The following is a 20,258-nucleotide window of genomic DNA, read 5'->3' as shown; positions in this document are numbered from 1 at the left end:
GCATCGCCTGAGCACACCGGCCGAATCCGCAGGGTCGACCGGTGTGCGGCCTTCGGCAGCCATCAGGGGGTCGATGGCGACCAACAGTATCGACGGAGGGCTGGCTGTCCAGACCAACCGTCAAGCATCAGGTGAGACTAGACAAAGCCGTCGATGGCTGCCCTCCGTCGGCTGTCGTGCGACAGTCGTCCGCCAACCGAACCGCGACGTCAGCGCGGATGGCGGCAGGAGACAAACTTCTGGGCCAGCCCGGTAGGCGCCGATCGCGTACCTTGCACCCATGCCAGTGCCATTCCCCGACACGATGCAGGAGGCGGCGGCCCCTACTCCACCACATCGCCGCCTCGCCACGGTTGCGTTCTCTCTGGCGCTGGTCGCCGTAGGGCTGATCGGCGGCTTCGGGGCGGCCAAGCTCGGCGATGATCCGCACACTGCCAAGGCGGAGCTGCTCGTCGGGACGGTCACCTGGTCGAACGACGAGACCAGGTCCATCGCGTTTGCGCAAGACGGGGCGCCGCGGGGCCCTCTCGATGGCGACACGATCTACTCGGTAATCGCCGAAAGCTGGCAGGACGTGCGCGGGACACTGCACAACGACGGCACGTATCCAACATGCCTGGTCGGCAAGGAGAACGAGCCCGCCTCAGCGGACCGGCACCGTGTCGAGCTTGAGGTCCTACACCGAGACACGGGCAGCGCCCAGCCACAGCACATCGCCGTCCACGTTCACTGCCTCAATTAATGGCATGACCCCGGGCACCGGCGCGTCCGCACGTCTCGCCGCCAGAAGGCCGGCTGAGAGCGACCAACGGTGACGCGCACATCAGGTACGTGGTGGGGCGGGCGGGACTCGAACCCGCGACCGAGGGATTATGAGTCCCCTGCTCTAACCGGCTGAGCTACCGCCCCGGAACCGCGCGGATCTTATCCCGCCCGGTGGATCACGGGCCAGCGCCGATGCGGCCCCGTCCCATCACCGCCGCCGTCGCCACAGCAGCACGATGGGCAACGCGAGGATAACAGTGAGCAGCCAGCCTGCCACGACGACGCCCCAGAGCCACTCTTCGCCCGGCTCGGTGCCGGCGGCGACCATGACGTACGTCACCAGCAGGCTCACGGCGCCCGCCACGAGAACGGCGACGCCGCTGACCACGATCATCGCGACCTCCCACCAGGGGCGGTCGCCGGGCGCGCGGGCCGGCTTCTCCGGCGCGGAGGGCTGCGGGATCTCGTCCGGCGTACGTGCCGGCATGCTGATGTGCCGGTCGGCCGGCACCTGGGCGTCGATGACCGGGAGCGCCGCCGGGTGCAGGTGGAACATCGTCGGCTCGATGTGCAGCACGATGGCGTCCGCGCCGATCAGTTGCCGTGCTCCGTCGGGCCAGGTGAGCATGGCGGCGCAGTCGGCGTAGCGGACGGTCAGCGGCTTGTCGCTCTGGAGCAGGGTCACCCCGTCGACGCCGATCCGCAGGGCGGCGTTGCCCTCCTTCGCCGAGTAGCCGGTGCCCTCCAGGATCTCCGTCGAGTGGGTGGGCGCGGCGACGAAGCCGGCCCAGTCGGCGGTGAGCCCTCGCGGCACCATGAGCAGCGCGGAGCCCATCACCTCGCCGGCGACCTCGTGCAGGTCGGCGAGGTTGATGGCCTTCAACTCGGCCCGGTGCTCGTCGATGGTGAGGTTGGGTTCCCCGGTGAGCACGTTCAGGGCGTACCCGGGAAGTCGCGCGGCATCGACCTCGGCGGTGCCGAGCAGGTCCTCGCGCTTGGCCACGGTGGCGTCCAGGTCGGCCTGCTCGATCCGGCCGACCCGCAGCTTGGCGAGCACGTCGACGAAGCCGCCGAGAACGGCGTCCTGCTTCTCCGCCAGCGCGTCGGCGAGCGCCCGCAGCGTGGCGTTGCCGTCGCCGCGCGGGTCGTACCCGGTGGTGGCGGTGTAGGAGAGACCGGATTCCTGGCGCAGCGACCGGTACAGCTCCCGTTCCAGCACACCGGCGAAGACGGCTGCGGCGGCGCTGCGCCGCACCACGGCGTCGAGCACCACCGCTCGGGCGCCGTGCACGAAGTACGCGGGGGTCTGCGGCAGCGCCGACGAGACCGCCGGGACCGGCTGGCGTACCCCGGTCGGCAGCGGCAGCCGGAGCCCGGCGGGCACCCGGTCGCCGCAGATCCACAGCACCGCGTTCTCCCGGGTGAACCAGCGGGCCGTCCACTCGCGCAGGTCGTCGGCGGTCAGCGCGCCCAGGCCCCACTCCGGGTAGCTGCTGAGCCCGAAGTCGCGGGCCCCGTGCCGCCACAGCGGGATGTCGTCGATCGCGGCGGCGCCCCGGCTGCTCCACTCGGTACGCAGGATGTCCTTCTCGACGTCGAGTCGCGCGAGCGGCAGGTCGGACAGGTGCCCGCAGACGGCGGTCAGGAACGCCGCGATGTCGGTCTCGGAGCCCTGCGTGTGGAACATGGTGAACGCTGGCGCGGTCACGCCGTTGACGTGGTAGTCGGCCAGGCCGAGCGGCGCGAGCGCGAGGTGCTCGATGAGGTGAGTGGTGCCGGCGCGGGCGAGGGTCTCGTCGGCGGTGCCGACCCGGAAGGTCAGCCCGGCGCGCATCGGTCCACCGGTGGGGGCGAGCAGCGTGGGCACCCCGTCCACGTCCAGGTGCTGGATCACGACTGGCCACCCTTCGCGTACGCCTTCGCGCGGTACTTCGTGTAGCCCTCGGCGTCGTCCGCGTACGTCCAGGGGAATTCCGAGCCGAGGTTGCCGAGCGCTCTGAACTGGCTGGCCGCCGCGGACCACTGCTCGGTGAGGCTGAACACCAGCGCGAACGACGAGCGGACCCAGACCCAGCCGGGCCGGTCGACGAAGTCCGGGTGCAGCACGGACCGCTGCCCGGCCTGCATGATCTCGTCCACGACGGGGGCGCTGCGCACGTACGCGGCGCGTTCCCGCTCGGTGTCGAAGTCGAGCCAGCGTTCCAGGTGCGCCTCGGCGAGCACCACGGCGTTGGGCGCGCCGGCGGGCGCGGCCTGCGCGCACTCGCGGGCGAAGGCGAAGGCGCGGTCCCAGTCGCCGCTCCACTTCGGGCAGAGCTGCTGAAGCAGCGTCGCCTGGGCGGGCGCGTGGTGGGGGTGGTGCTGGGCGAGTCGGTCATAACGGCGACGCGCCTCGTTCTGGCCCAGTTGCAGACCTCGGGCGATGGTGATGCGCTGGGTCCAGGCGGCCGCGTCGTCGGGGCGCCGGGCGGTGACGTCGATGAGCACCCGCTCGGCGCGACGCAGATGGTCGTGGAACTGGTCGAACTGCTCCCGGCTGACGTACCGGGCCCGGTAGCCGCTGCGGATCCGCCAGCCGGCGCGGATGAGGTGGTTGCCGAGCAGGGTCCCGGCGAGCGGGTCGGTGGGGTCCGCGTCGTACGCCTGGCGCAGGAACGGCTCGGTCCCGGGCTTGTCGCCGGCCGCGGCGACGAGCAGCGTGCGGCCGTCCGGGTCGCGGTCCGCGAACACCGCCCGCACCGCGGGCCAGTCGGCGGCGTCGAGCGCCTTGTGCAGGTCGCTGACCTCGGGGTACGCGTCGGCGACGTCGAAGGTGGGCGCCGGGAGGGTGGCGGGCATGGCGGCGATCATAGGTGATCAACTACGGCTGCGGTGTCCCCTTTCGAGGCGCGAGGTCAGCCGGCGCGCAGGGCCTCGAGGACCGCGCCGGCGGCACGCCAACCGCTGGCGAGAGCGCCCTGGATCGACGGGCTGTCCCGGTGGTCACCGGCCACGAACAGCCCCTGCCCGAGCGCGACCGGCTTGCGCAGCCGTCCCTGCGGGGGTGGGGCGGCGGGCAGCGCGTCCGGTACGGACACGGTGGTGAGGTGCGTCCAGTCGGCGGTGGATCGTCCGTACAGCCGGGTCAACTCGGCCCGGATGGTCGGTTCGGGCGGGGCCGTCGGGCCGACCACCGAGGTGGCCACGAGGTGCCGGCCGGCCGGGGCGTAGGTCGGCACGGCGTTGCTGAGCACCACCGTGTTCGCCACGATCTCCCGACGGTCACCGTCGACGAGCAGGATCGGCTCGCGAAGCGGCGGTTCGGGAGCGCTGTGGTAGTACGTCGTGTAGCTGTGCATCCGTACCCTCGTCAGAGCCGGCAGCAGCGCGGCCGCGGCGGGCGGGTCGACGGCGACCACGACGGCCCGGCAGCTGATGTCGCCGGCCTGCGTGCGGACCAGGCCGGGCGCGACCTGCGCTACCGGCGTGTCCAGGTCGAGCAGGTCGACCGGGAGCGGCTCGGCGATGGCCCGGGGCAGCGCGGCCATCCCCTCGGCGGGCAGGCCGATGCGCCCCCGGGCGAACGAGCGCAGCACCATCGCGAACACGTGGCTGGAGGTCGCCAACTCCCGGTCGATGAACACACCGGACAGGAACGGCCGCAGCAACTCCTCGATGATCGCGTCGGAGAGACCGGCCCGGCGCAGCGCCGTCTCCGTGGTGGTCTCCGACGCGGCGAGCAGGCGGGACGCCGGCAGGGTGGCGGCGCCGGTGGCGAGCGCGGCGAAGCGGATCCGGTCGAGCAACGAACCGACGCCGGCGAGGGCGGTACGCGGGCCGCCGGTCGGCTCGCGCAGCGGGTTGACCAGCCGCAGCAGGTCGTCGCCCCGACGGACCAGCACGCCGGAGGTGAAGTATCCGAGGTTCAGGCGGTCCGTGTCGAGCAGCGTGCCGAGCTTCGGGTAGGCGGTGTTGAGCACCTGGAAACCGCGGTCGATCAGGTACCCGTCGACGACGTCGGTGGCGACCCGACCCCCCAGCCGGCCACCGGCCTCCAGCAGCCGCCAGGGCACGCCCGCGCGGTGCAGCCGGCGGGCGGCGGCGAGACCCGCCAGGCCACCGCCGACGACCACCACGTCGGTCTCAGCCAGCATCGCGCGCCTCCCGCTCGCCGTTCGTCCGGGACAACCGGCCCGGCCACCAGATCTTCGGCCCGATGTCGTACGCGAGCGCGGGCACCAGCAGCGACCGGACGATGATCGTGTCGATCAGTACCCCGATCGCGACCGCCGTACCCAACTCGACGAGCACCACCAGCGGCAGGACGGCGAGGGCGGAGAACGTCGCCGCGAGCACGATGCCGGCGGACGTGATCACCCCGCCGGTGACCGAGAGACCGGCGAGCACACCGGCCCGGGTACCCCGCTTGACCGACTCCTCACGCACCCGGCTCGTCAGGAAGATGTTGTAGTCGATGCCGAGCGCGACGAGGAACACGAACGCGAACAGCGGAAACGACGAGTCCACGCCGGGAAAGCCGAAGACGTGGCGGAACAGCAGCGCGCACAGGCCGAGGGTGGCCGCGAAGCTGAGCAGCACCGTGCCGATGAGCAGCAGCGGCGCGAGGAGGGCACGCAGCAGCAGGGCCAGGATCACCGCGATGACCACCAGCACCACCGGGATGATGACGTTCTGGTCGCGCTTCGCGGCGTCCGAGGTGTCCACGTTGATCGCGGTGAAGCCGCCCACCACGGCGTCCGCGTCGGGCACCCGGTGTACGGCCTCCCGCAGGTCACGGATGGTCCGCTCGGCGCCGTCACTGTCCGGTGGGTCGGTCAGGGTCGCCTCCAGTTGCACCCGACCGTCGACGACCTTCGGGGCGGCGTTGCCGTCCGGCGGCCCGCCCTGCTGGCCGCCGCTGAACGGGCGGACGGCAGCCACCCCGGGCACACCCTGCGCGACTGCGGCCACCCGCTGCGCGGACTGCTCGGTGGTGAAGATGGCGGCCGGGCTGCCGGTACCGGCCGGGTAGTGCCGGGCGATCACCTCCTGACCGTCCACCGAGTCGGTGCGCTGGGTGAACAGGTCGGACTGACCGAGAATGGTCGCGCCGAGCTGGGTGAGGCCGAGCGTGAGCACCGCCAGCACGACAGCCGTGCTCAACCAGATCGGGCGGGCGTGCCGGGCCACGAAGCCGGCGATCCGACTCCAGATGCCATGCTCGGCCTGCGGGTCGGCCTGGTCCACCCGGGGACGCCGGGGCCAGAACGCCCACCGACCGCCCAGCACCAGCAGCGCGGGCAGGAAGGTGAGCATCACCAGCAGCGTGGCGGCGATGCCGATGGCGGCGACCGGGCCGAGCGCCCGGTTGGAGTTCAGGCTGGACAGCAGCAGGCACAGCAGGCTGACGATGACCGTGCCGCCGGACGCGATGATGGCCGGCGCGGCACCCCGCCACGCGGCACGCATCGCGCCCCACGGCCGGTCGTGCCGGTGCAACTCCTCCCGATAACGGGCGATCAGCAGCAGCGCGTAGTCGGTGCCCGCGCCGAAGACCAGCACGGTGAGGATGCCCTGCGCCTGCCCGTTGAGCTTGACGATGTCGGCGTCGGCGAGCAGGTAGACGAAGACCGCGGCGAGGGCGTACGACATCCCCGCGGCGAGCAGGGGGAAGACCCACAGGACCGGGCTGCGGTAGACGATCAGCAGGATGACCAGCACCACGACAAGCGTGACGAGCAGCAGCGGCCCGTCGATGGCCGAGAACACCTCGATCAGGTCGGCGAGCAGACCGGCCGGGCCCGCGACGTCCACGGTGAGCCCGTCCCGGTCGCCCCCGGCGATGTCGCGCACCTGTCGGACCACCGCGCCGATCTGCTCACCCTCGGCGTCGTCCACCGGCACGACGACCTGTAATGCCTGACCGTCCTCGCTGGGAATCGGCGGCGGCAGCGGAGTGACGACGCCCGGCACCCGGGCGAAGCGGGCCGCGTCGGCGGCGACCCGCTGCCGGTCGGCGTCGGTGATCCCCGACGACCGCTCGTAGACGACCAGCGCCGGAGTGGTCTGCCGGTCGACGAACCCACCGGCGAGATCCTGGGCGCGGGTCGCCTCGGCGTCGGTGGGCAGGAAGGCGGCATTGTCGTTGGTGGAGACCTCACCAAGCCGCCCGGCGTACGGGCCGGCCACCGCGCCGATCACCAACCAGGCCAGCACGACCACCACCGCGACCAGCGTGGCCCGGCCGAAGCCCCGTCGTCCGGACATTCGCGCTCACTCCAAGAATCGACGCATAAATCGACGCAGCGGGAGTCTAAGTCGACATCGCCATCCTGCCGGGCCCACGAGCCCCAAGCGGGCCGAACCTCTCATTCCGTGCTCTCGTGCCCCGCGCCCCGCGCCCCGCGCCCCGCGCCCCGCGCCCCGCGCCCCGCGCCCCGCGCCCCGCGCCCCGCGCCCCGCGCCCCGCGCCCCGCGCCCAAGATCCTCACAAGATCGGGGATGTTGCTGCCTCAGCCGCGCCGGAGACAGCAACATCCCCGAAGTCGCGCGGATCTTGACGGCGCGCGCCAGCCACGACCACCGACCGGCACGGGTCTGCGGGCCGACGGGCAGCGGCACGGGCGGGCCGGGCCGGCACGGCTCAAGGTCACGCTCGATCCTGGATGTAGTGGCCTCTCGCACCGCCGACACCACTACATCCTGGATGCAGCGCGATCTTGCGGGCGGCCCAGCGGGCAGCGCGGCGGCCGGGCGGGCAGCGCGGCGACCCGGCGGGCAGCGCGACGGCCCAGCGGGCAGCGCGACGACCCAGCGGGCAGCGCGACGGCCCAGCGGGGGCGCGGCGACCCGGCGGAGCGGCAACCCACCAGGCCTACGACCCAACGGAGCGACGACCCAGCGGGGCACACAGCTTTGCCCGGGAGTATGTGGCTCCGGCCCATGTGCCGACGGACACACAGCTCGTAACTTCTTGCGCCATGACGGCAGAACCCGTGGCGGTCCCCCACGTCGTACAGGTCGACCTCGCCGGTCGGACCGCCCTGGTCACCGGCGGCGGCAGCGGCATCGGGCGGGCGTGCGCCCTGCGTCTCGGCGCGGCCGGCGCGAAGGTGCTCGTAGTGGACCGCAACCTGGAGGCGGCCAAGGCCGTGGCCGCCCAGGCCGGCGGACGCGCCGAGGGCGTGGACCTGGCCGACCCGGCTGCCGTGGACGCGCTCGACGTGGACGTCGACATTGTGGTGAACAACGCGGGGCTCCAGCACGTGGCGCCGGTGCAGGATTTTCCCGTCGAGCGTTTCGAGTACATCCAGCGGGTGATGGTGGAGGCGCCGTTCCTGCTGATCCGCCGGGCGCTGCCGCACATGTACGCCCGGGGCTGGGGTCGGATCGTCAACATCTCGTCGGTGCACGGTCTGCGGGCCTCGCCGTACAAGGCGGCGTACGTCTCGGCGAAGCACGCCCTCGAAGGGCTCTCGAAGGTGGTGGCGCTGGAGGGCGCCGCGCACGGGGTGACCGCCAACTGCATCAACCCCGCGTACGTGCGGACCGCCCTGGTGGAGAGCCAGATCGCCGACCAGGCGGCCAGCCACGGTATCGAGGAGGCCGAGGTCGTCGAGAAGATCATGCTGGCCCGGGCGGCCGTCAAACGGCTGATCGAACCGGAGGAGGTGGCCGAGTTGCTGGCGTACCTCTGCTCCCCGCCGGCGGCCTTCATCACCGGCGCGTCGATCGCGCTCGACGGGGGCTGGACGGCCAACTAGTGGGTCCGCGCACAATGTCGACCATGTCGTCGCCGGTGGAGTTCCTGGAACTGCTCGCCCGCGAGGCCGCCGCGGTGGAGTTCGAGGGCCCGCTGGTGGCCGCGCGCGCCGCGGGTGTGCCGCCGGCCCGGCTGGCCGAGTTGGAGCAGGCCAAGACGGTGGCGTTGCGGGTCCGCGCGCTGCTGGAGCGCCGTCGTCGCCGGGAGACCGAGCTGTCCGGCCTGTACGACACGGTCAGTGACCTGGCCGGGCTGCGCGACCTGGACGACGTGCTGCGGGCGATCGTGCACCGGGCGCGCAACCTGCTCGGCGCCGACGTGGCGTACATGACGCTGAACGACGACGAGCGCGGCGACACGTACATGCGGGTGACCGACGGGTCCGTGTCGGCCCGCTTCCAGCGGTTGCGGCTGCCGATGGGCGCCGGCCTCGGTGGTCTGGTGGCCCAGTCCGGCGCGCCGTACGTCACCGCCAACTACGGCGAGGACGCGCGCTTTCACCACACCGGTGAGATCGACGCCGGAGTGGGCGAGGAGGGCCTGGTGGCGATCCTCGGGGTGCCGCTGCGGCTCGGGTCCACCTCGATCGGGGTGCTCTACTCGGCCAACCGCTCGGCCCGGCCGTTCGCCCGGGAGGAGGTGGCGTTGCTGGTCTCCCTGGCCGCGCACGCCGCGGTGGCGATCGACACGGCCCGGCTGCTGGCCGAGACCCGTTCGGCGCTGGCCGAGTTGTCGGCGGCGAACACCACCATCCGGGCGCACAGCAGCTCGGTGGAGCGGGCCGCGGCGGCGCACGACCGGATGACGGCGCTGGTGCTGCGCGGCGGCGGCGTGGAGGACGTGGCGGCGGCGGTGACCGACGTGCTGGGCGGGGCGCTGCTGGCGTTGGACGCCGAGGGCCGCCTGCTGGCCCGGGTCGGCGAGATCGACGAGCCGGAGCGGGCGGACATCGTCGAGGCGGTGGCCGCTTCCCGGACCGAGGGGCGCAGCGTCCGCCGTGGTCCACTGTGGTACGCGGCGGTGGTGGCGGGCGCCGAGAACCTGGGCGCGCTGGTGTTGCGTCCCAACGACGAGTTGGTCGACGCGGACCAGCGCATCCTGGAGCGGGCCGCGCTGGTGACCGCGCTGCTGCTGCTGTTCCGCCGGACGGTCGCCGAGGCGGAGGGGCGGGTCCGTGGCGAGTTGCTGGACGACCTGATCGCCCGGCCGCTGCGCGACACCGACGCGCTGCGCAGCCGGGCCCGTCGGCTCGGGGTGGACCTGGACGCGCCGCACGTGCTGGTGACGGTGGGCGACGACGCGATCGCGGCGACCGGCTCGGCGCGGCAGCGGGTGCTCTCCTGGGCCACCACGTACGCCTCGACGCGGGGTGGCCTGGCGGCGGCGCGCGACGGTCGGGTGGTCCTGATGCTGCCGGGCCAGGATGCCGGCGGCAGCGCCCGCGCGGTGGCGCGGGACCTGTCGCGGGTGACGGGCCGGCCGGTGACCGCCGGGGCGAGCGGCCCGGCGACGGGGCCGGGGGCGCTGGCGGGGACGTTCCACGAGGCGGACCGGTGCCTCACCGCCCTCGGCGCGCTGGGCCGCGCCGGTCAGGGGGCGAGCACCGCCGAGTTGGGCTTCGTCGGGCTGCTGCTGGGCACGGTGGGTGACCGGGGCGACAGGGACGTGGCGCGGTTCCTCACCACCACGGTCGGACCGGTGGTCGACTACGACGCCCGGCGCGGGACGGCGCTGGTGAAGACGCTGGAGGCGTACTTCGGGGTGGGTGGCAGCCTGGCCCGGGCCGCCGAGCAACTGCACGTGCACGTCAACACGGTGACGCAGCGGCTGGAGCGGGTCGGGCAGCTGCTCGGCGCGGACTGGCAGCGCCCCGAGCGGGCGTTGGAGGTGCAGTTGGCGCTGCGCCTGCACCGGCTGCGCGCCCCGGCGGGCTGACCCGACGCGCGGTCGAGAAGGCCCCGGCCAGGGCGCGCGGTCGGTGCAGGCCCCGGCCAGGGCGCGCGGTCGGTGCAGGCCCCGGCCAGGGCGCGCGGTCGGCTCAGCGGGCGCGGATGCCCTCGAGAACAGCGTCCACGACCTGCGCGGGCAGCTTGCGGTTGTCCAGCTCCGGGTTCCACTGGAGTACGCGTTGGATCAGCATCGGCCCGGTGAGCAGCGCCATGGTGACCTCGATGTCGATGTCGGGCCGGAGCAGTCCCTCGTCGATGCCGCGCCGCAGCACCTCGCGCATGAGCTGCCGCCGGGGCTCGATGATGTTCTGGTAGAGCTGGAACTGGTCCGGGCTGCGGTTCACCGCCGGCACCAGGCACGGCATGATCTTCGTCGCGCGGGGGTCGACGTTCTGCCCGACCGCGCCGACCAGCAGCAGCAGGTCGTCGCGGACGGAGTGGCCGGCCGGCTGCGGCATGATGCCCTTGAGTCGGCGCAGCGCGTCCAGCAGCAACGCGTCCTTGCCGGCCCAGCGGCGGTAGATGGTGGCCTTGCCGACGCCGGCGCGGGTGGCGATCGCCTCGATCGAGAGCGCCTCGATGGTGCTGCCCTCGGCGAGCAGGTCGAGGGTCGCCTCGATGATCGCCTCGTCGGCGCGGATGCTCCGCGGTCGCCCGGGCGACCGCGGAGCATCTGCGGTGGAGGTCATGTCGGACATCGTCCCCGAACCTAGGCCGTCCCGGCCAACTCGGGCTCGGCGGCGGGGGCCGCCGACGCCGGAGCCAGCGCGTCGCGGCCCGGCATCCACCGCAGCACCACCAGCATGCCGAGAGCCGCGACGATCGCGGACAGCGCCGCCGCCCAGTGCATGGCGGTGACGAAGGCATCGTTGGCCGCCGAGATCAGCGTGGGCGCTGCCGGGCCGAGCTGTCCGGCGGCTGCGTACGCCCCGGAGATCGACTCGTTGGCCGCGTCCTGCGCCTGGGCGGGCAGGCCGGTCAGCGCGTCGCCCACGTCGCTGCGGTAGACCGCGCTGAGCACCGAGCCGAGGACCGCCACGCCGAGCGCGCCGGCCACCTGGCGGACGGTGTTGCTCACCGCGGAGCCGACGCCGGCCTTCTCGCGCGGCAGCGCCGACATGATGGACTCGGTGGCCGGCGGCATGATGTTGGCCATTCCGACGCCCTGGAGGAAGAAGACGACCAGCACCATCCAGATCGGGGTGGAGGCGTCGATGAAGGCGAACGCGGCCAGCGCCACCACGGTCAGCCCCAGCCCGACGGCGGCGACCGCCCGGCCGCCGTAGCGGCGGACCATCGCGGCGCTGCGCGGCGCGAAGATCAGCTGGGCCCCGGCGAAGGGCAGGAAGAGCAGACCGGTCTGCAGCGGGCTGTAGTCGCGAACCAGCTGCAGGTAGAAGGAGCTGAAGAACATCACGCCCATCGCGGCGAAGAACACCAGGCCGACGATGGCCACCGGCGCGGCGAAACGGGGCACCTTGAACAGGCGGACGTCCAGTGACGGGTGGTCGGAGCGGAGCTCGTGCCGTACGAACCAGGCCAGCACGGCGATGCCCACCAGAATCGAACCCCAGGCCACCGGACGGTCGAAGCCGTGCTCGCCACCGTCGATGATGCCGTAGGAGAGGGCCACCAGGCCGACCACGGAGAGCAGGACGCCGAGCAGGTCGACGCGGCCGGGGCGCGGGTCACGCGACTCGGGGACGAGCAGCGCCACCAGGATCACGCCGGCGACGACCACCGGGACGTTGATCAGGAAGACCGAGCCCCACCAGAAGTGCTCCAGCAGCGTGCCGCCGAGGATCGGGCCGATCGCCACGGCCAGGCCGACCGCGCCGGCCCAGACGCCGATGGCCCGGCCGCGCTCGCGGGGGTCGAAGACGTTGGAGATGATCGAGAGCGTCACCGGCATGATGGCCGCGCCGCCGACCCCCATCAGGGCGCGGGCGCCGATGAGCTGCGCGGGGCTGTCGGCGTACGCCGAGAGCAGCGACGCCAGGCCGAACAGCGCCAGCCCGATCATCAGGAAGCGCTTGCGGCCGGCGCGGTCGCCGAGCACGCCGAAGGTGAACAGCAGGCCGGCGAAGACCAGCGTGTAGGAGTTGATCGCCCACTCCAGCTCGCCCTGGCTGGCGCCGAGACCGTGTACCGGGTCGGCCAGGGTGCGGAGGGCGACGTTGAGGATCGTGTTGTCGAGGACGACGACGAGGAGGCTGATCACCAGCACCCCCAGGATCGCCCACCTCCTCGGGTGTCCTGTGTTCTCGTGCAGCTCCATGCCCGGTTCTCCCCCCGGTTGCACCCGTTCCGCAATACGATACGGGCCAGACTCGTAACGGCGAACAGACTACGACCAGCCATTAACGATACGGAACTGTTTCGTATCGGAAGTGGTCGGCGTCACGTCTCGGCGCGACGCCGCTCCCCCGGCTCCGGCACGTTCAGACAGGCGGCCACGGCGGCCGGCAGCGCGCTCAGGTGGACGGCGGGCGCGGCGAGCGGTTCGATCCAGCCCGGCCCGGCGCCGTAGACGCGCAGGCCGGGGAAATCACGGGCGAAACGCACCAGCCGGTACGCGCGCCCGGTGACCGGCGTCTGCGACCACACCACGACGGTGTACGGGCGAGCGCGGCGCACGGCGCCGCTCAGCGCGGACCACGGCAGCGCGGGTCCCAGGTGCAGGCAGCCACGCCCCCGCTCCCGCAGGGCCGCGGCGAGGGCGTGCAGACCGAGCGAGTGCGCCTCCCGCTCGGCGCCGGCCAGCAGCACCCCGCCGGTCGGCAGGGACCGCCCGGGATCCCGGCGATACACGTCCAGCCCGACCCGGACGCCCTCGGACAGGGCGTGTTCCACGGCGATCTCGCCGACGTCGCGCCCCGACATCGGCGCCAGCAGCGGCTGGCAGACCTGCTCCCAGAGCGCCGGCACGCCCCACTCGGCCGCCAACTCCAGCATCAGCGTGGCGACCCGGTTACCGTCCAGGTCCTCGGCCGCCAGCGAGACCCGCTTGAGCGCGGTCTGCACGGCGTCGGCCGGCATCGGATCGGTCAGCACAGGCGGCATCGGATCGGTCAGCACAGACGTACCCCCGGGTCGGTGTTCGCTACCCAGGGTTCGCCGCGACCGGGCGCGGCGGATGCGCCCGGCGCGGAATTTACCGGCGGCGGGCCGACGCCGACCGGCGCGGCCCGACTTGACCGGACCTCCTAGCGTGAAGATCCACACAGCCCAGCGGAAGGCCCCCACCCCATGCCCGTCGGCTTCACCATGGCGATCGTCCTCGCCGTCGCCCTGGTCGTCAGCGCCGTCGCCGCGCTCGTCGCCCCCGCCCGCTCGCTGAAGCGGGTGGCCGCCCTCGCCGCGCTCGGCTTCCTCACCCTCAGCCTGGTGGTCGGCATCGCCTCCAGCGCCCACTCGGTGCCGATCCGCTCGGTCGGCATCGTGACCAGCTTCGGCAAGCCGACCGGCGAGGTGACCGGCTCGGGCCTGAAGTGGGTGGCCCCCTGGCAGAAGGTCGGCGAGTGGGACGCGGGCCGGCAGAAGTACGACCACATCGGCGGCGACGACTGCGTCCGGGTCCGTACCGGAACGCTCGCCGACGCCTGCGTCGAGGTGCTCATCGAGTGGCAGGTCAAACCGGAGAACGCCCCCAAGCAGTTCATGGACTACAAGGGCGACTTCGTGAGCTTCCGGGGACAGCGGGTGGGCGTGCAGCTCGACAGCGCGGTCAACGACGCGTTCGCCGCGTACAACCCGCTGGAGAAGATCGACGCGCGCACCGGCGACCTCAACGTGGACCTCAAACCGTTCGCGGCGAACATCAAGACCAGCGCGGAGAGCCGCCTGGCCACGGACGTCGACATCCTGTCGGTGACCATCACCCGGGTCAACCACGACGACAAGACCGAGGGCAACATCAAGGCGTTCCAGGACAAGCTGGCGCAGACCCGCAACCTGGAGCAGGACCGTAAGAACGCCGAGATCTCCAAGCAGATCACCGAGACCAACGCGAAGGTCGACAAGGTGACCCGATGCCTGGAGATCGCCGAGAAGAACGGCGCGAACCCGGGCCTGTGCATCAACCCGGGCATCGTCACCGGCAAGTGACCCGGGGCGGGGCTCGGACCATCCGACGCAGCGCGTCTTCCACGGCGTCCGACAACGGATCACCCTCCGTCGCCGGCGACAGGTCTGCAGTCGTCGGCGCAGAGCGCCGGGTTCGCCCTGGGGTCCCCTCTCGTCGGCGTGGCGATCGACCTCTCCGTACCGGCCGGCGGCTTCGCGGCGGCCGGGATCGCCGGCCTCGCCGCCGCGCTGGCCGGACGCCTCCTGTCCCGCAGCTCGCTAGGCGTACCGGAACAGCGGAGGGAAGGCGAGGACCACGATCCAGGCCCAGGCGGCGTACACCGGCAGGTAGCCGGTCTGCCAGCGTTCGAGGGCCGCGAACGGCGTACGCCGACGGACGAAGCTCAGCAGGAGCCAGGCCGACCACGCGAGGTTGACCAGCAGGACCACGTTCTCGCCGAGGGCCGCCGCCCGGTTGGGCGTACCGCCGTAGTCGTCGGTGATCCGCCCGGTGATCTCGAACAGCACCAGCAGGTCGATGGCCAGCGCGCTGAGCACCAGCGCCAGCTGGAGCTTGTCGAACGCGCCGGGCGGGGCCAGCGGGTCGCGGGCAGACAACGAGTAGAGCAGCAGCCCCAGCACCACGACCAGCAGCAGGTCGAACAGGATCAGCGCCTCGCGCTCGACGTCGATGCCGTGGCTGGTCCAGACGACGGCGACGAGGAAGGCCAGGAGCGCGGCCGTGAACAGCGGGGTGAACAGCCGGGTGAGGACGGGCGCGATGTTCTCGACGACGCTCTGCTTGGCCTCGACCAGCCACCCGGCCACGACGACCGCGGCCGCCGCGCCGCAGGGTAGGAGCCACTGCGAGACGAACGCCTCCGGGACGATGCCGATGGCCGCGAAGGTGTTGAACAGGAAGGCGGCGAGCACTCCACCACCGAGGGCCATCAGCACGAAGTAGATGAACCACTCCCCGGTGAAGCGGATGAAGTCCATGCGTCGACGTGTCGAGCGCCAGTCGTCGGCGACGTAGGCCAGACCGACCACGAGCCACAGCGCGATCGGTAGGTGGACGCTGGTGACGACGATGGACTGCGAGTCGCCCGCCAGCGGGTAGACGTTGGCCGCCAGCGCGCCGAGGACGAACAGCGCCACCAGCGCCACGACCACCGCCGGCCGGGCTCGGCGCCGCCAGGCGAGGAACGCCGCCAGCCAGGGCAGCGCGAACAGGGTGAAGTTACGCGTGTAGAACGAGCCGTCGCCGTCGAAGGTCAGCCCGAACAGCGCCGGCACCTTCACCGACGCCACCGCGCCGGCCGCCGCGCCGAGCATCACCCACAGGTCCCGTCGGGAACGCGTGCCGGCGTCCGAGGCGCCGGAGTCGCCGGTGAGCACGAGCTGCTTCCAGAGCCGCTCCGAGTGTTCCCGGGCGAACTCCCGGGACAACTCGTCGAGGCTGCCCATCCGTTTCACGGCGACCAGGAACGCCTCGTCCGCGCTGAGGCCCGCCGCGACGAGCGCGTCGACGGAACCGCGGAGATGGTCCTCCAGCTCGTCGGCGTCGGCCGGGCTCAGCGTCCCGCGGCGCAGCACGTACTGACGCCACTGCGTCACCTGCGCCTCCAACTCGCGCGGGCCTTCGTGCTCGTGGGGACCGTCGTACACCGTCATGCGAGACCCTCCAGCGGACGCGGCGTCAGCGGCGCGCGGTCGTGCCAGACCGCCTTGAGCGCGCCCACGACCGTGTCCCACTGCCGGCGCTGCTCGGCCAGCTCGGCCCGGCCCCGGTCGGTGATCCGGTAGTACTTGCGCCTGCGCTCGCCGGCGACCGCCTGCCAGCTCGACTCCACGAAGCCGAGACGTTCGAGCCGGTGCAGCAACGGATAGAGCAGCCCTTCGGTCCAGTCCAGCTCACCGCCGGACAGCTCGTTGATCCGCCGGAGGATGGCGTAGCCGTAGCTGTCCCCCTCGGCCAGGATGCCGAGCACCATCGGCGTCGCCGACGCGGCGACCAGATCCTTGGCGACCTTCACGGGACCTCCCGTCCAACCCTAGAAGTACGATGCATAGTACTGCTAGGTATTTTCCCGCCGCAACGACTCCGCCACCGAAAACCCGTCGAAGGTCGCGGCCGATCCCGCGACAATGGCCGACGTGCCGGAGATCGAGGTCGTCGTCGCCCATTCCGAGCGGGCGACCGTACGTGCCGGGGACGTGTTTCTCAAGATCGACGCTGATCCGGATCACGCGGACGTCGAGGTGGCGGCGATGGCGCTGGCGCCCGTGCCGACCCCGCAGGTCCTCTGGCACAACCCGCCCGTGCTCGCGCTCGCCGCCCTGCGCGGGCGGGCGCTCGGCCGCCTGGGCGAGCCGTCGACCGCGCCGGCCACGGCGTGGGTCGCGGCGGGCGCCGCCGTACGGAGGCTGCACGACGCGCCGCTGCCGCCCTGGCCCGGTCGGAGTCTCGACGAGTTGGCCACGCGGCTCGACCGCGAGTGCGCCTGGCTCGTCGCGAACGGCGCTCTCCCCACCGACCTGGTCACCCGCAACCGGCACATCGCCGAGGCGGCGCTCCGGCCGTGGACGCCGGTCTTCACGCACGGCGACCTGCAGGTGGGCCACGTGTTCGTCGACGGTGACGAGGTCACCGGCGTCCTCGACTGGTCCGAGGCGGCCCGGGGCGACGCCCTGTTCGACCTCGCCACGCTGACGCTCGGCCACGAGGAGCGCCTCGGTGATGTCCTGGCCGGCTACGGCGCCGACGTCGACCTCGACGTGATCCGGGCGTGGTGGTCGTGGCGCAGCCTGGTGGTGATCCGTTGGCTGACCGAGCACGGCTTCGACCCGTCGGCGCCCGGCTGCGAGGTCGACGTGCTGCGGGCGCGGATGTGACGAGCGTCAGGGGATGAGGCGGTCGAGCAGCTCGAACCGCTCGTACGACTGGTCGTAGTCGCCGAAGTGGCCGTCGTCGCGCACGATCTGGGTGCCGCCGAGCCGCTCGAACATCGCGCGTCCCTGCCGGTCGTCGCAGCCGTACGGATCCTTGCGCGAGTTGACGAAGTAGATGTCCCGCACGTGCGACCGGATCGCGGCCCAGTCGTAGCGCTCCTGCAGGACGGGCTCGTCGCTCGTGTTGGGCCTGGTGCAGTAGCCGGCGACCAGGATCGCCTGGGCCACGGTCACCTCGACGTGCTCCAGGAGCGCCAGCAGCAGGGCCGCGCCGCCGGAGTGGCCCACCAGCACCGTCTCCTCGTCGAAGTGGTGCCCGGCCAGCACCGTCGGCAGGAACGTCGCGATCGGCTCGACGTTGACACCCGGCAGGTGCGGCACCTCGACGGCGTAACCCCGGGCCTCCAGCCGCCGGGCCAGCCAGCGGTACCAGACGACGTCCGGGTTACCGCCGGTGCCGTGGAAGATGATCGCGTTCCGTCCCACCGTGCCCCCTCCGCATCGACGTCGTGATCAAACCACCTGACCGCCAGCAGGACGAGAGGGATTCCCGGTCGTCGGTACGGGCTGGTCGTACAGCGCCGACACCCACAGGCGGGTGAGCGTGTCGACCAGCACCGCCCGGTCGTCGAACGGCGGCACCCCGCACGCGGCCAGGTAGTAGAGCCGCTCGCCGGTCCAGGTCAGCGTTGCGGCGAGCGCGTGCACGTCGACACCGTCGAGCCGGGCCGAGACAGCGGGGTCCGCCCGACGATCGGCCTCGATCCGTGCGACCGTCGCGTCGGTGAACGTCGCCATCTGGCCCAGCCACAGCTCGCGCAACTGCGGGTCGGACGCCCAGGTCTCCACGATCGCGCGCAGCACGGCGGCATTGGCGAGCCAGAGTTCGGCACCGGCGTCGATGCCCGCTCGCAGCGTCTCGCGCGGGTCGGCGGCCGCCTGCACCCACGGTTGGGCGGCCTCGTGACCGGCACCGACCGCCCGACGTACCAGCTCGGCCAGCACCGCCTGTTTGCCGGCGAAGTAGAAGTAGAAGCTGGCCCGCGAGACGCCTGCGGCGGTGATGATGTCGGCCACGCTGAGCGTGTCGAAAGTGCGTTCGCGCAGCAGTTCACGAAGTGCGTTCAAGACACGTTCGCGCAGCTCGGCGCGGCTCTGCTGCGGGTCGTCACGGCGGGCCATCACAGGCCGCAGCCTACCTGATAGAGCATCTGGACACTGTGACCAGACAGGGCGTATGGTCGGGCGCATGACCGAGGTTACCGACCGCACCGCGCAGTTCCTCGACCCGCCCGAGCACCGCTGGGCACCCCACCGGCACCTGAGCGACGTCGCTGCCGAGTTCGTTGCGACGGAGTTCGCATGAGGTACACGACGTTCGGGCGGACCGGGCTGCGAGTGTCCGAGTTGGTGCTCGGCGCGATGACGTTCGGTGAACAGGGTGGCGTCGGTGCGCCGATCGAAGAGTGCCGCCGCATCCTCGACGCCTACGCCGAGGCCGGCGGCAACGTCGTTGACACCGCCATCAACTACCGCGGCGGCGCCAGCGAGGAGATGCTCGGCGAGCTGCTCGCCGGGCGGCGCGACAGGTTCGTCGTGGCCACGAAGTACACGGTGACCCGTGATTCGGCCGACCCCAACGGTGGTGGCAGCCACCGCAAGAACCTCAGGCTGTCGCTGGAGACCAGCCTGCGCCGGCTGCGCACCGACCACGTCGACGTCTACTGGGTGCACATCTGGGACCAGCGCACGCCCATCGACGAGACCATGCGGGCACTCGACGACGCGGTCACCGCCGGCAAGGTCCTCTATGTCGGGGTGTCGGACACCCCTGCCTGGGTGGTCTCCCGCGCGAACACGTTGGCCGAGTGGCGCGGCTGGAGCCCGTTCGCCGGCCTCCAGGTGCCGTACAGCCTCGTCAACCGCGACGCCGAGCGGGAACTGTTGCCCATGGCCGAGGCGTACGGCATGACCGTGACGGCCTGGAGCCCGCTCGGCGGCGGCGTGCTGTCCGGCAAGTACAACGCCGGCCCGCCGCAGGAGAGGACGCGGCTGAGCCGGGACACGATCGGCGACCGCGACCTCACTGTGGCGCAGGTCGTGCAGGAGGTCGCCGGCGAGCTGGGCGTCACCCCGGCGCAGGTGGCCCTCGCCTGGACCCGCCTCCGCAGCGGCGTGCTGCCGATCATCGGCGCGCGGACCGTGGAACAACTCCGGGACAACCTGGGCTGCACCGCGGTCACGCTGCCGCCGGAACTGGCCCTGCGGCTGGAGACGGCCACCGGGTTCCGTCTCGGCTTCCCGGCCGATTTCATCGCCGAGACCAGACAGTGGGTGCTCGGCGCCGCCGCGTGACCCCGGTGGCCGCCGGCCAGCGACAAAGGCGTCCGGGCCGGCGGCGGTCGACGTTTACCCGCGCCGTCATCTGCCGCGACCGCGGCACTCCGGGATAGCCTTGGCGCATATGGCTACCTATCGCAGCGCCTCAGTGCTTCTCTCCTCGGACGGCACCAGGACCCCTGGCACCGCCGCCCTCTTCGCCGAGCCCGCCCGCAAAGGTGGGACCCGGCCGTGGGCCGGCGACTTCCGTCCCGCCAACAGCGCCGGAAATGGTCCCAAGAACGCGATCGGCAAGACCTTCACGTTGGAGCTGCCCGACGGCAGCACCGGCAAGGTCGTCGTCCAGAGCCTCAAGAGCGGAAGGGGTGGCGTCGTACTGGCGCTGATGGGCGAGGACGCACCACCCTTCTGAGCGAAGCCGATCTCCGGCCGGTGCCGCCGGCCGG

The 20,258-nt window shown here is 72.3% G+C and carries 18 protein-coding genes and 1 tRNA gene; 7 read left to right on the top strand and 12 right to left on the bottom strand.

Going from position 1 to position 20,258, the window contains the following annotated elements:
* Positions 1-280: 280 nt before the first annotated feature.
* The gene (locus tag AB0B55_RS22830) at positions 281-742 is read left to right on the top strand and encodes a hypothetical protein (RefSeq protein WP_357173530.1); all 462 of its coding nucleotides are present in this window, start codon (positions 281-283) and stop codon (positions 740-742) included.
* Between the two features lie 90 nt (positions 743-832).
* On the opposite strand, the gene AB0B55_RS22825 is transcribed toward AB0B55_RS22830, so the two are convergent.
* From AB0B55_RS22825 to AB0B55_RS22805, 5 genes are all read right to left on the bottom strand, one after another.
* Positions 833-909, bottom strand: a tRNA-Ile gene (locus tag AB0B55_RS22825).
* Between the two features lie 64 nt (positions 910-973).
* Positions 974-2,659 carry an insulinase family protein gene (locus AB0B55_RS22820; RefSeq protein WP_357132295.1) on the bottom strand — a complete coding sequence of 562 codons (1,686 nt, stop codon included), beginning with the start codon at positions 2,657-2,659 and terminating at the stop codon, positions 974-976.
* Complete coding sequence (locus AB0B55_RS22815) at positions 2,656-3,603, bottom strand: hypothetical protein (RefSeq protein WP_357132292.1); 948 nt, start codon at positions 3,601-3,603, stop codon at positions 2,656-2,658. Before AB0B55_RS22815 ends, AB0B55_RS22820 begins: the two co-directional genes overlap by 4 nt.
* A 56-nt stretch (positions 3,604-3,659) precedes the next feature.
* Complete coding sequence (locus AB0B55_RS22810) at positions 3,660-4,898, bottom strand: FAD-dependent oxidoreductase (protein ID WP_357132289.1); 1,239 nt, start codon at positions 4,896-4,898, stop codon at positions 3,660-3,662.
* Positions 4,888-7,011 carry an MMPL family transporter gene (locus tag AB0B55_RS22805; protein WP_357132286.1) on the bottom strand — a complete coding sequence of 708 codons (2,124 nt, stop codon included), beginning with the start codon at positions 7,009-7,011 and terminating at the stop codon, positions 4,888-4,890. The genes AB0B55_RS22810 and AB0B55_RS22805 overlap by 11 nt, the downstream gene beginning before the upstream one ends.
* A gap of 713 nt (positions 7,012-7,724) precedes the next feature.
* Here AB0B55_RS22805 and AB0B55_RS22800 point away from each other — a divergent pair.
* A complete protein-coding gene (locus tag AB0B55_RS22800) occupies positions 7,725-8,507 on the top strand; it encodes a 3-hydroxybutyrate dehydrogenase (RefSeq protein ID WP_357119513.1) in 783 nt (260 codons plus the stop codon).
* Between the two features lie 14 nt (positions 8,508-8,521).
* The gene (locus tag AB0B55_RS22795; protein WP_357119516.1) at positions 8,522-10,441 is read left to right on the top strand and encodes a helix-turn-helix domain-containing protein; all 1,920 of its coding nucleotides are present in this window, start codon (positions 8,522-8,524) and stop codon (positions 10,439-10,441) included.
* A 103-nt stretch (positions 10,442-10,544) separates the two neighbouring features.
* Here the strand turns inward: AB0B55_RS22795 and AB0B55_RS22790 are convergent, their stop codons facing one another.
* The 3 genes from AB0B55_RS22790 to AB0B55_RS22780 all read right to left on the bottom strand — a co-directional run bounded on the left by AB0B55_RS22790 (position 10,545) and on the right by AB0B55_RS22780 (position 13,518).
* Positions 10,545-11,153 (bottom strand): TetR/AcrR family transcriptional regulator, encoded by a 609-nt coding sequence (locus tag AB0B55_RS22790; RefSeq protein ID WP_357119519.1) that lies wholly within the window; start codon positions 11,151-11,153, stop codon positions 10,545-10,547.
* An 11-nt stretch (positions 11,154-11,164) separates the two neighbouring features.
* On the bottom strand, positions 11,165-12,733 hold the full coding sequence (locus AB0B55_RS22785; protein WP_357119522.1) for an MFS transporter: 1,569 nt from the start codon (positions 12,731-12,733) through the stop codon (positions 11,165-11,167).
* 122 nt (positions 12,734-12,855) lie between these two features.
* Positions 12,856-13,518 carry a transcriptional regulator gene (locus tag AB0B55_RS22780; RefSeq protein ID WP_357120740.1) on the bottom strand — a complete coding sequence of 221 codons (663 nt, stop codon included), beginning with the start codon at positions 13,516-13,518 and terminating at the stop codon, positions 12,856-12,858.
* Between the two features lie 186 nt (positions 13,519-13,704).
* On the opposite strand from AB0B55_RS22780, the gene AB0B55_RS22775 reads away from it, so the two are divergent.
* Positions 13,705-14,562 (top strand): SPFH domain-containing protein, encoded by an 858-nt coding sequence (locus tag AB0B55_RS22775; protein ID WP_357173526.1) that lies wholly within the window; start codon positions 13,705-13,707, stop codon positions 14,560-14,562.
* A 237-nt stretch (positions 14,563-14,799) separates the two neighbouring features.
* Here the strand turns inward: AB0B55_RS22775 and AB0B55_RS22770 are convergent, their stop codons facing one another.
* Positions 14,800-16,194, bottom strand: coding sequence for a permease prefix domain 1-containing protein (locus AB0B55_RS22770; RefSeq protein ID WP_357119529.1), 1,395 nt, complete (start codon positions 16,192-16,194; stop codon positions 14,800-14,802).
* Positions 16,191-16,556: a PadR family transcriptional regulator gene (locus AB0B55_RS22765; RefSeq protein WP_357119532.1), complete on the bottom strand. Its 366-nt coding sequence runs from the start codon at positions 16,554-16,556 to the stop codon at positions 16,191-16,193. The genes AB0B55_RS22770 and AB0B55_RS22765 overlap by 4 nt, the downstream gene beginning before the upstream one ends.
* Positions 16,557-16,668: 112 nt before the next feature.
* Here AB0B55_RS22765 and AB0B55_RS22760 point away from each other — a divergent pair, with 112 nt between their 5' ends.
* On the top strand, positions 16,669-17,415 hold the full coding sequence (locus AB0B55_RS22760; RefSeq protein ID WP_357173523.1) for an aminoglycoside phosphotransferase family protein: 747 nt from the start codon (positions 16,669-16,671) through the stop codon (positions 17,413-17,415).
* 6 nt (positions 17,416-17,421) lie between these two features.
* Here the strand turns inward: AB0B55_RS22760 and AB0B55_RS22755 are convergent, their stop codons facing one another.
* Both AB0B55_RS22755 and AB0B55_RS22750 read right to left on the bottom strand, forming a co-directional pair.
* Complete coding sequence (locus AB0B55_RS22755) at positions 17,422-17,958, bottom strand: alpha/beta hydrolase (protein WP_357173520.1); 537 nt, start codon at positions 17,956-17,958, stop codon at positions 17,422-17,424.
* A 27-nt stretch (positions 17,959-17,985) separates the two neighbouring features.
* A complete protein-coding gene (locus AB0B55_RS22750; RefSeq protein ID WP_357120743.1) occupies positions 17,986-18,654 on the bottom strand; it encodes a TetR/AcrR family transcriptional regulator in 669 nt (222 codons plus the stop codon).
* A gap of 180 nt (positions 18,655-18,834) precedes the next feature.
* On the opposite strand from AB0B55_RS22750, the gene AB0B55_RS22745 reads away from it, so the two are divergent.
* On the top strand, positions 18,835-19,827 hold the full coding sequence (locus tag AB0B55_RS22745; RefSeq protein WP_357119541.1) for an aldo/keto reductase: 993 nt from the start codon (positions 18,835-18,837) through the stop codon (positions 19,825-19,827).
* A gap of 109 nt (positions 19,828-19,936) precedes the next feature.
* Entirely contained in the window at positions 19,937-20,224 is a 288-nt protein-coding gene (locus AB0B55_RS22740) for a hypothetical protein (protein ID WP_355053485.1), read from the top strand.
* Positions 20,225-20,258 lie beyond the last annotated feature (34 nt).

The sequence above is a fragment of the Micromonospora sp. NPDC049107 genome (assembly GCF_040648595.1).
Taxonomy (GTDB): Bacteria; Actinomycetota; Actinomycetes; order Mycobacteriales; family Micromonosporaceae; genus Micromonospora.
Note: the sequence above shows the minus strand (reverse complement) of the source record. Positions and strands in the feature narration are given on the sequence as shown.